The organism is Stutzerimonas stutzeri SDM-LAC (genome assembly GCF_000235745.1).
GTDB classification, from domain to species: Bacteria; Pseudomonadota; Gammaproteobacteria; order Pseudomonadales; family Pseudomonadaceae; genus Stutzerimonas; species Stutzerimonas stutzeri_H.
Map to the genome: position 1 here is coordinate 24,232 of NZ_AGSX01000132.1, position 11,308 is coordinate 35,539.

The 11,308-nt window shown below is 60.1% G+C and carries 10 protein-coding genes; all 10 read left to right on the plus strand.

Features of this window, described 5'->3' with window-relative positions:
* Positions 1-83: 83 nt before the first annotated feature.
* Complete coding sequence (gene edd / locus PSTU_RS0114125; protein ID WP_019341677.1) at positions 84-1,913, plus strand: phosphogluconate dehydratase; 1,830 nt, start codon at positions 84-86, stop codon at positions 1,911-1,913.
* On the plus strand, positions 1,910-2,878 hold the full coding sequence (locus PSTU_RS0114130; protein ID WP_019341678.1) for a glucokinase: 969 nt from the start codon (positions 1,910-1,912) through the stop codon (positions 2,876-2,878). The genes edd and PSTU_RS0114130 overlap by 4 nt, the downstream gene beginning before the upstream one ends.
* Before the next feature lie 34 nt (positions 2,879-2,912).
* Complete coding sequence (locus tag PSTU_RS0114135; RefSeq protein WP_019341679.1) at positions 2,913-3,653, plus strand: response regulator; 741 nt, start codon at positions 2,913-2,915, stop codon at positions 3,651-3,653.
* A complete protein-coding gene (locus PSTU_RS0114140) occupies positions 3,637-5,097 on the plus strand; it encodes an ATP-binding protein (protein ID WP_019341680.1) in 1,461 nt (486 codons plus the stop codon). The genes PSTU_RS0114135 and PSTU_RS0114140 overlap by 17 nt, the downstream gene beginning before the upstream one ends.
* Before the next feature lie 168 nt (positions 5,098-5,265).
* Positions 5,266-6,516, plus strand: coding sequence for an ABC transporter substrate-binding protein (locus tag PSTU_RS0114145; protein WP_019341681.1), 1,251 nt, complete (start codon positions 5,266-5,268; stop codon positions 6,514-6,516).
* 206 nt (positions 6,517-6,722) lie between these two features.
* A complete protein-coding gene (locus PSTU_RS0114150) occupies positions 6,723-7,631 on the plus strand; it encodes a carbohydrate ABC transporter permease (RefSeq protein ID WP_019341682.1) in 909 nt (302 codons plus the stop codon).
* Complete coding sequence (locus PSTU_RS0114155; RefSeq protein ID WP_019341683.1) at positions 7,624-8,469, plus strand: carbohydrate ABC transporter permease; 846 nt, start codon at positions 7,624-7,626, stop codon at positions 8,467-8,469. Before PSTU_RS0114150 ends, PSTU_RS0114155 begins: the two co-directional genes overlap by 8 nt.
* 13 nt (positions 8,470-8,482) lie before the next feature.
* Entirely contained in the window at positions 8,483-9,640 is a 1,158-nt protein-coding gene (locus PSTU_RS0114160) for an ABC transporter ATP-binding protein (protein WP_019341684.1), read from the plus strand.
* 236 nt (positions 9,641-9,876) lie between these two features.
* On the plus strand, positions 9,877-11,100 hold the full coding sequence (locus PSTU_RS0114165) for a maltoporin (protein ID WP_019341685.1): 1,224 nt from the start codon (positions 9,877-9,879) through the stop codon (positions 11,098-11,100).
* Between the two features lie 87 nt (positions 11,101-11,187).
* Positions 11,188-11,308: DUF1289 domain-containing protein (locus PSTU_RS21375; RefSeq protein WP_019341686.1), on the plus strand; the 121-nt coding region annotated here is incomplete at its 3' end.

Here is an 11,308-nt window from a genome sequence, read left to right on the forward strand (position 1 = left end):
TATTCCTGTCAAAATAGAAATCAAGCCCAAATACATGTTGTTTTGTTGGTAAAACCTACAGATTTACGAGCAGGAGTGATGGCATGCACCCGCGAATTCAAGAAGTTACCGAGCGATTGATCGAACGCAGCCGGCCGACACGCCAGCGTTATCTTGCGCAGATGGCCGGGGCGGCGAGCGACGGCCCGCAACGTGGCAAGCTGCAGTGCGCAAACTTCGCGCATGGCGTTGCGGGTTGCAATTCGCCGGACGACAAGCAGCGCTTGCGATTGATGAACGAGGCCAACGTGGCAATCGTCTCGGCGTACAACGACATGCTTTCGGCACACCAGCCGTACCATTACTTTCCAGACGTGATCAAGGAAGCGCTGCGCGAAGTAGGCTCGATCGGCCAGTTCGCCGGTGGTGTGCCGGCAATGTGTGACGGTGTCACGCAAGGCGAAGCCGGGATGGAACTCAGCCTGGCCAGCCGCGAGGTGATCGCGATGTCCACCGCCGTTGCGTTGTCGCACAACATGTTCGACGGTGCGCTCTACCTCGGCATCTGCGACAAGATCATCCCGGGCCTGATGATTGGCGCCTTGCGCTTCGGTCACCTGCCATCGGTGTTCGTGCCCGGTGGCCCGATGCCCTCAGGCATTCCTAACAAGCAGAAAGCGGAAGTGCGCCAACGTTTCGCAGAAGGCAAGGCCAGCCGCGAGGAGCTGCTGGAGTCGGAAATGCTGTCGTATCACAGCCCAGGCACCTGCACCTTCTACGGCACCGCCAACACCAATCAGGTGGTGATGGAAATCATGGGCCTGCACCTGCCGGGTTCGTCCTTCGTCAATCCCTATACGCCACTACGCGACGAGCTCACGCGCGAAGCAGCGCGGCAGGTGACTCGCCTGACGCCGCAGTCGGGTACCTACATCCCGCTGTGCAAAATCATCGATGAAAAATCAATCATCAACTCGGTCGTGGCCTTGAATGCGACTGGCGGCTCGACCAACCATACCCTGCATATCCCGGCATTCGCCCAGGCGGCGGGCATTCAGCTCACCTGGCAGGATATGGCCGATATATCGGCAGTGACGCCGACGCTCGCCAAGGTCTACCCGAACGGCCAGGCGGACGTTAACCATTTCCACGCCTGCGGTGGCGTTCCGTTCATGGTGCGTACGCTGCTGGAGGCAGGCTTGCTGCATGAGGATGTTCATACGGTTATCGGCAAAGGCCTCAGCCAATACACCAAGGAACCGTTCCTCGAAGACGGCAAACTCGTCTGGCGCGAAGGGCCGGAAAACAGTCTGGACGAGGCGATCCTGTGCCCGGTCGAGCGCGCGTTTTCGCCTGAAGGCGGGCTGCGTGTCCTGGAAGGAAACCTCGGGCGCGGTGTTACGAAGATCTCCGCCGTCGCGCCGGAGCACCGCGTGGTTGAAGCGCCTGCGCGAGTCTTCAGTGACCAGAGCGAGCTCGCTCAAGCGTTCAAGAATGGCGAATTGGAAAAAGACTTTGTCGCGGTGGTGCGTTTTCAGGGGCCGAAAGCCAACGGCATGCCTGAACTGCACAAGCTGACCCCATTCCTCGGCGTCCTGCAGGATCGCGGCTACAAGGTTGCATTGGTAACCGACGGACGCATGTCCGGTGCGTCAGGAAAAGTCCCAGCCGCGATTCATGTGAGCCCGGAGGCGCTCGACGGCGGCCCGCTGTGTCGGGTGCGCGACGGCGATGTCATTCGCGTCGATGGTGAAGCAGGCACACTGCATGTTCTGGTCGATCAGGCCGAGTTCGACAGCCGCGAGCCCATATCAGCCCCGAGCGATTTGGGGATTGGCTGTGGGCGCGAGCTGTTCGGCTTCCTGCGCGCAGCCTTCAGTCCGGCAGAGAAGGGCGCAAGTGTATTCACCGATGAGCTGGAGGCGCTCAAGTGACAGCACTGGTCGGTGATATCGGCGGCACCAATGCGCGGTTTGCATTGTGGCGCAATCAGCAGATCGAGTCGGTGCGGGTGTTGCCGACCGTTGATTATCTGCGTCCGGAAGATGCCATTCGTGCATACCTGCAAGGTGTTGGGCAGAGTGTCGAAGCCCTGCAGGCGGTGTGTCTCGCCTGTGCTGGCCCCGTTTCAGGCGATGAGTTCGCATTTACCAACAACCATTGGCGTTTGAGCCGCAAGGCGTTCTGTGAAGACCTGGGGCTGAGCGATCTGCTGCTGGTCAATGATTTCACCGCGATGGCGCTGGGCATGACCCGGTTACGCGAGGGCGAGCTGATCGAAGTCTGTCCGGGTCGGTCCGAGCCGGGTGCGGCGCGCCTGGTTATCGGCCCGGGTACCGGACTAGGCGTTGCTACGCTTCTGCCCATGCCAGGCGGCTGGAAGGCGCTACCGGGGGAGGGTGGCCATGTCTGCTTGCCGATCGGCACCGCGCGCGAGGGTGCGCTCTGGGCGCGGTTGCACGACAAGTTCGGCCATGTAAATGCCGAGGCGATTCTCAGTGGTGGTGGCCTGCTCGAACTCTATCGAACCAGCTGCGCGCTCGATGGCGAGCCGCCAAAGCTGACCACGCCTGCTCAAGTCACCGCAGCGGCATTGAGTGGCGATGCTTATGCGGCATCGGTTCTGGAACAATTCTGCGTCTGGTTGGGTCGGATCGCGGGCGACAATGTGCTGACTACGGGTTCGCGCGGCGGCGTATACATCGCCGGCGGAATCGTGCCGCGCTTCGTCGAGTTCTTCATACGCAGCGGGTTCAGCCAGAGTTTGCGCGACAAGGGCTGCATGAGCCGTTATTTTGACGAGATTCCGGTCTGGGTGGTAACGGCTGAGTACCCTGGGCTGGAAGGCGCGGGCGTAGCGTTGCAGCACTTGCTGGAGGGCCCATCCAGCGGAGGCTGACCCGCTTAGATACACCTACCTAACAAGAGAATGGATGCCAGTGACCCAGGTTGGAAGATCGATTCTGCTGGTCGACGATGATCAGGAAATCCGCGAACTGCTTGATACCTACCTCAGCCGATCAGGTTTCCACGTGCGTACCGTCGCCGACGGCGCGCAATTTCGTCATGCCATGGCCAGCGATCCGGCGGACTTGGTCATCCTCGATGTCATGTTGCCGGACGAAGATGGATTCAGCTTATGCCGCTGGGTCAGAGGCCATCAGCGTCTCGCTCAGATGCCCATCATCATGTTGACCGCCAGTTCGGATGAGGCTGATCGGGTAATCGGGCTTGAGTTGGGCGCGGACGATTATCTGGGCAAGCCATTCAGTCCACGCGAACTCCTGGCGCGGATCAAGGCGCTGCTGCGCCGGGTCAACTTCGGTCAGGAGCGCGTCAGCGACGTACTGGCATTCGATGACTGGCGACTGGATATGGTCAGCCATCGACTGTTTCACCAGGACGGGGAAGAAGTGTTGCTGTCTGGCGCGGATTTCGCGTTGCTCAAACTGTTTCTCGACCATCCGCAGCAAATTCTCGACCGCGACACTATCGCCAACGCCACGCGTGGTCGCGAAGTGATGCCGCTCGAGCGCATCGTCGACATGGCGGTCAGTCGTCTGCGTCAGCGGCTACGCGATACAGGCAAGTGCCCTCGGTTGATTCGTACCGTTCGCGGTAGCGGCTATCTGCTCGCCGCGCAGGTGGCGCCGCACTATGACTCGCTCGGTTAAGCGTCGCTGGTTGCCAATCCCACGCTCGCTGCTCGGCCGAATGCTCTTGCTGACGCTTCTGGTCGTGCTGATGGCGCAAGCGCTTTCGAGCTTTATCTGGGTATCCCAGCTTCGCGCGAGCCAGATGGAAGGATTGTTGACCAGCGCCCGCAGCCTGGCGCATTCGATGGCCGCGAGCGTCAGCTATTTCCGTTCCCTGCCACTGGGGTATCGACCGCTGGTGCTCGATCAGTTGCGCAGTATGGGCGGCACGCGCTTTTTCGTTTCGTTGAATGACAAGCCGCTCGAGATGCAGATCCTGCCGCCAACCGAGCGCAAGCAGGCGGTGTTGGCTGACGTAGACAAGGTGCTGCGTGAGCGCCTTGGCAAGGATGTTGACATGCTGGTGAGCTTCGTCAGTCCCGATGACCTGCGCATCTTCAACGGCGGCCTGAAACTCGATGAATTGCCAAGGTCCTGGGCGCATTACGCTCTGAGCCTGGAACCGCTGAATCCGCCGGTGCTGGTCACGCAGATTCAGATCGCGCCGGACGAGTGGCTCTATCTCGCCTCGCTGATGCCTGCGCCCTACGTCAGCCTCGAAGACGAGGGCATACCCAGGCAGCAACTCTGGTTTATCTTCCTCACCAGCAGCTTCCTGCTGTTGTTCATCGGCATTCTGGTGCACTGGCAAAGCCGGCCGCTCAAGCAACTGGCGCAGGCGGCGCGCGAGATGTCGCTGGGCAGCGAAGTGGAGCTGCTGCCTGAAGCGGGTGGTAGCGAAGTCGTCGAGGTCAGCCGTGCCTTCAATACGATGCGTGAGCGTATCGGACGTTACCTGACCGAGCGCAGCCAGTTGTTCAGCGCGATTTCCCACGATTTGCGCACGCCGATAACGCGGCTGCGGTTGCGTGTGGAGTTGCTGGAAGATGAAGCCTTGCAGCGGAAGTTCAGCCGCGACCTGGATGAACTGGAGCTGTTGGTCAAAGGCGCGTTGCAATGCGTCAAGGACACCGATATCCACGAAAACATCGAACCGCTGGATCTCAACCACCTGCTCGATTGCGTCACCGAGCCGTACCTGGCGACAGGGGGTAACGGTCGCGTCACGGTTGTGGGCAGGGCTTGCGCGCCCTACGCCGGAAAACCGCTGGCGCTCAAGCGCTGCATCGGCAATTTGCTGGATAACGCGTTGAAGTATGGTGAACGCGCCCATCTGCTCATCGAAGACGATAACGGTGCCTTCGTTCTGCATGTCGATGATGAAGGCCCGGGCGTGCCTGAAACCTGGCTGACGCAGGTGTTCGAGCCCAACTTCCGCCTGGCTGCCAAGCAGCCTGGTTATGGGCTTGGTCTCGGTATCGCGCGCAACATCGCGCATGCGCATGGCGGGGAGGTCAGCCTGCGTAATTTGCCTGCCGGTGGTTTGCGCGTGACGTTAAGCCTGCCGCGGACGACCGCATGACGCCGCCCTGTTTTGCGATACGCACCGACGCGTTGCAAAGCCCGAGCTTTGTAACGAAACGGTGACCAATCCCCATCCCTTCGTTACCCGGCGCGCTGGTTGGCGCGCCTAGAATCGGTGCAGCGCAAGCAAAGACTTGCATCGATAAAAACAAGAAAAGGAACCCCAATGAACGCGATTCATCGTTTGGTTACTGCTGTTTCCCTCGCCTCTCTCGTTCCGTTTGCCCAAGCCGGCGAAGTGGAAGTGCTGCACTGGTGGACATCCGGCGGCGAAAAGCGCGCCGCCGACACGCTGCAGCGACTGGTCGAGGAAGAGGGTCACACCTGGAAGGATTTCGCCGTTGCCGGTGGTGGCGGCGAAGCGGCCATGACCGTTCTCAAGACCCGCGCCGTTTCCGGTAACGCGCCTGCCGCTGCTCAGATCAAAGGTCCTGACATTCAGGAGTGGGGCGAGTTGGGCTTGCTCACCGACCTCAACGATGTGGCTGAAAAAGCCAACTGGGACGAATTGCTGCCTGTGCAGGTGTCGACGGCGATGAAGTACGACGGGGACTACGTTGCCGTGCCGGTCAACGTACATCGCGTCAACTGGTTGTGGATCAACCCGGACGTGTTCGAGAAGGCCGGCGTTGAACCGCCGAAAACACTCGACGAATTTTTCACTGTTGCCGACAAGTTGAAAGCCGCGGGCTTCATGCCGCTCGCTCACGGTGGCCAACCCTGGCAGGACGGAACCGTTTTCGAAGATCTGGCGCTGGCGATCCTGGGCCCTGAGGACTTCCGCAAGGCATTCGTCGAACTCGATCGTGACGTGCTCACCGGCGACAAGATGGTCAAGACGTTCGAGGCGCTGAAGAAGCTGCGCAGCTACGTCGACAACAACGCAGCGGGCCGCGACTGGAACAGCGCGACGGCGATGGTCATGAACGGTAAGGCCGGTATGCAGCTCATGGGCGACTGGGCCAAGAGCGAGTGGAGCGCGGCCAAGAAAATCGCTGGTGAGGACTACACGTGCGTGCCGTTCCCGGGCACCCAGGGCAGCTTTGCCTACAACATCGACTCACTGGCGATGTTCAAGCTGAACAACGATGACAATCGCAAGGCCCAGCAGGATCTGGCCCGCATTGTCATGGAGCCGGAATTCCAGCAGTTCTTCAATCAGAACAAAGGCTCCATTCCAGTACGTCTGGATCAGGACATGGCTGAGTTCGATGCCTGTGCCCAACAATCCATGAAGGATTTCAAGGAGGCGGCACAAGGCCCGGGGCTGGTGCCTAGCCTTGCTCACGGCATGGCCGCATCGAGCTATGTGCAGGGCGCTGTGTTCGATGTCGTGACCAATTTCTTCAACGACCCGGATGCCGATCCGAAGAAAGCTGCCCAGCAGCTGGCCGCTGCGATTCAGGCGGTCCAGTAACGCTTGCGGGGCACGAACCCTTGGTGCCCCGCCCGACAACAAACAACCGGATGCTTTAGGCATCGACTCCCTGCGGTCAGGCCTGTCGGCTGACCGCAACGGGATCGGCTTGCTCGAAATCTTTGGTGCCTGTCGGCTTCTGGCCGTCGCATCCGGGATTTCTGTAACGGGACTGTGATGGAACCTGAACTCAATCGGAGCCAACCATGAGCTCAACGGCTGTATTCACCAAGGCTTCGCCGCTGGATGCGCTGCAGAACTGGCTTCCCAAGCTGGTGCTGGCACCCAGCATGCTGATCGTTCTGGTCGGCTTCTACGGCTACATCATGTGGACGTTTCTGCTTTCGTTCACCAATTCAAGCTTCATGCCCAGCTACAAGTGGGTTGGGCTGCTGCAGTACGAGCGCCTCTGGAACAACGATCGCTGGTGGGTGGCCAGCAAGAACCTGTTGGTATTTGGCGGCCTGTTCATTGCGATCAGCCTGGCGATTGGCGTGCTGCTGGCCGTCCTGCTGGACCAACGCATTCGCCGCGAAGGCTTCATCCGCACCGTCTATCTCTACCCGATGGCGCTGTCGATGATCGTCACCGGCACCGCCTGGAAGTGGCTGCTTAACCCCGGTCTGGGTATCGACAAGATGCTGCGGGACTGGGGCTGGGAAGGCTTTCGTTTCGACTGGCTGGTAGACCCGGACCGCGTGGTCTATTGCCTGGTGATTGCTGCCGTATGGCAGGCCTCGGGTTTCGTCATGGCGCTGTTTCTCGCCGGCTTGCGTGGAGTCGACCAATCCATCGTACGTGCGGCACAGATCGACGGCGCCAGCCTGCCGAGCATCTATCTGCGCATCGTCCTGCCCAGCTTGCGGCCGGTGTTCTTCAGTGCGCTGATGATCCTTGCGCATATCGCCATCAAGGCGTTCGACCTGGTGGCGGCAATGACCGCGGGCGGGCCGGGCTACGCCTCCGACTTGCCGGCAATGTTCATGTACACGCACACCTTCACTCGCGGGCAGATGGGGCTCGGCGCGGCGAGCGCGATCCTCATGCTGGGCGCTGTGATGGCGATCGTTGTGCCTTATCTGTATTCGGAACTGAGGAACAAGCGCCATGACTAGCCATGTAGGGCAAAAGCGCCTGACGTTCAGCCGCGTAGCGATCTACACAACGCTGCTTGTCGCCGTTGCGATGTATCTCATACCGCTGGTGGTCATGCTGCTGACCAGCCTGAAGACGCCGGCTGACATCCGCACCGGCAACCTGCTGTCGTGGCCGGAGGTCACGACTGTGATCGGTTGGGTCAAGGCGTGGGATGTGGTCGGCGGTTACTTCTGGAACTCGGTGAAGATCACCGTTCCGGCAGTCATCCTTTCGACCCTGCTCGGTGCGCTGAACGGCTATGTGTTGGCGATGTGGCGCTTCCGCGGCTCGCAGCTGTTCTTCGGCTTATTGCTGTTCGGCTGCTTCCTGCCGTTTCAGGTCATCCTGCTGCCAGCATCCTTCACCCTGGGTCAGCTGGGGTTGGCCAATACCACGCCAGGACTGGTGCTGGTGCACCTGGTGTATGGCCTGGCCTTTACCACGCTGTTCTTCCGCAACTTTTACGTGAGTGTGCCCGATGCGTTGATTCGTGCAGCACGGCTGGACGGTGCGGGGTTCTTTACGATCTTTGTGCGAATCCTGTTGCCGATGTCGATTCCCACGATCATGGTCTGCCTGATCTGGCAGTTCACCCAGATCTGGAATGACTTCCTCTTCGGTGTGGTGTTCGCCAGTGGCGATACGCAGCCGATCACCGTGGCGCTGAACAACCTGGTGAACACCAGTACGGGCGTCAAGGAATACAACGTCGATATGGCCGCGGCGATGATCGCCGGGCTACCAACGCTGGTGGTGTACATCCTCGCCGGCAAGTATTTCCTGCGTGGGCTCACAGCCGGCGCGGTCAAGGGGTAGGAGAACAACAATCATGGCTGCACTTGAACTTTGTAACGTCCGCAAGAGCTATCCCGGCAGCAACCACGACACGCTGAAAGACATCGACCTGAAAATTGACGATGGTGAGTTTCTGATCCTTGTCGGGCCGTCCGGCTGCGGTAAATCCACCTTGATGAACTGCATCGCAGGGCTGGAAGAGATCACCGGTGGCGAGATCCGCCTGGACGGCGGCGATATCAGCGGCGCCAGCCCGAAGGATCGCGACATCGCCATGGTGTTTCAGTCTTACGCCCTGTATCCGACCATGACCGTGCAGGAAAACATCGCCTTCGGCTTGAAGATGCGCAAAGTGCCTGCGTCGAAGATTGACGAGGAGGTTTCGCGTGTCGCCAAGCTGTTGCAGATCGAACACCTGCTCGGTCGCAAGCCCGCCCAACTGTCCGGCGGTCAGCAGCAACGCGTCGCCATGGGGCGGGCGCTGGCGCGGCGGCCGAAAATCTATCTGTTCGACGAGCCGCTTTCCAACCTCGATGCCAAGCTGCGGGTGGAAATGCGCACCGAAATCAAGCTGATGCATCAGCGCCTGAAGACCACCACGGTCTACGTCACCCATGACCAGATCGAGGCGATGACCCTGGGCGATAAGGTCGCCGTGATGAAGGACGGCATCGTCCAGCAGTTCGGCACGCCCAAGGATATATACAACAACCCGGCCAACCTGTTTGTCGCGAGCTTTATCGGATCACCGCCGATGAACTTCATCCCGCTGCGTCTGAGCCGTCAGGCCGGTGGCTCGCGCGCACTGCTGGAGAGTGGCCAGGATCGCTGCGAGTTGCCGCTGCACCTGGCGGACGGGCAATCGCTGGAGGGCCGAGAGGTCATCGTTGGCATACGCCCGGAGCAGATCAGCGTCGGCACTGAAGCAAATCTGCCTTCGCTACGTGCCGAAGTTCAGGTCATCGAGCCGACAGGGCCCGACACCATGATCTTCGTCAGCCTCAACCAGACCAAGGTCTGCTGCCGGTTGGCCCCCGACGCCGCGCCGAATCCCGGCGAGAGCCTGACGCTGCAATTCGAGCCTGAGAAGGTGCTGCTGTTCGATGCGCAGACCGGTGAACGGCTGGGCGTTATGCCTGGAAACGACTCGTCCGGTCGCAACGGCACCATTACCCGATTGGTCGCGCGGTGAGTCGCTGACCAAACGAAGAGTGGGAAAAAGGCGGGGTTGCCGTGTATTTGCGTACCGGCGCCTGGCGCCCAGGAATGTTATTGATATTTCAGGTTTTTTTGCAGGTAGTGGCCAGGGTCGCTGCTAGCGAAAAATCGAGCCGCAACACGCAGCGAAGCTGGCATGCGGATCGAGAGGAGAGCCATACCGGCTCAATCCAAGAGCAGTAACAACAATAAGAGCTAATTGGAGCGGATATGAAGAAAACGACACGCCTGGGCCTCGCAGTTTCGCTGGCCGGTCTCGCTATGCCGTTTACTGCGCAGGCTTTGGACTTCAACGGCTATGTGCGCAGTGGTATTGGTGAATCGACTGCAAGCGAATCGCAAGCCTGCTTCCAGCTGCCAGGCGCACCGTCCAAGTTCAGACTAGGGAACGAGTGCGAGCAGTACGCCGAGCTGGGGTTGCGTCAGGACCTGTTCACGATGGATGACGGCTCGGTCCTTAGCGTCGAGGGCATGGCTGCGCTGTACAACGAATACGACCACACCCCGAAGTTCACCGGTGACCACGGTTTTGCCCGCTTGGTGCAGGCCTACGCTGAATGGAGCAACGTTGCGGCGCTGAACAACGGGTCGTTGTGGGCCGGTCGGCGATTCTACAAGCGAAATGACATTCACATCTCCGATTTCTACTACTGGAACCAGAGTGCTACCGGTGCCGGCATCGAGGACGTCGAAATCGGAGGCTTGAAATACAGCTATGCCTTCTCGCGCAAGGACAACGTCTTCCAGGAAAACTACACCAATCGCCATGACTTCAACGTCGGCGGCTTCGACACCAACCCCGGTGGGGAACTGCAGTTCGGCGTCAGTTACATCGCCGATCCGGACCGTGGCGACTCCAATAGCGGCTGGTCGGTGACGGCTCAGCACGAACAGGCTGATTTCCTCGGTGGCAGCAATACCTTCGCCGTGCAGTATGGAGAAGGACCGGGTACGGGGCTTGGCTACACGGGCGACGTGTCACTGGACGAAAGCGCCAAGAGCTGGCGGGTAGTGGAGTTCTTCGACTGGCAGGTGACGCCGCGTTTTGGCGGGCAGTTCCAGGCGGTGTATCAGAAGGACAAGCGTCAGGGTGGCGGCGAGCAGGACTGGATATCGGTCGGTGTGCGCCCGGTTTATGCATTGACCGAGGAGTTCAAGCTGGTCGCCGAGCTGGGGCACGATCAGATCGATGCGGACGCCGGAACCCGCAAGCTGACCAAGTTCACCATCGCCCCAACCTGGTCACCTGCAGGCCCGGAATTCTGGGCGCGTCCCGAGTTCCGCCTGTATTACACCTATGCTCAGTGGAACGACGCTGCGCAAGACGCTGCCAATCTGATGGCGGCTGGCAGCGCATTGTCGGAAACCGGCGCCTTTGGCAGCGCGCAGCATGGTTCCAACTTTGGCGTTCAGGTGGAGTACTGGTGGGACTGATCGGTGCGATAGCCTAATTCGCTTAGAACCTCCCGCCAGCCGAGGCCTCTACTAGCCATAGGTGCCGTGGCTGACCGGGAGGTGGTTTTGGGCGACAAGGCGAAGAACCCTTGCATCAGTATCTGCAAGCTCAAGGACAACATCTGCATCGGCTGCGGTCGCAGCCGGGACGAGATGAAGGCATGGAAGGGCATGAAGAACAAGGAGC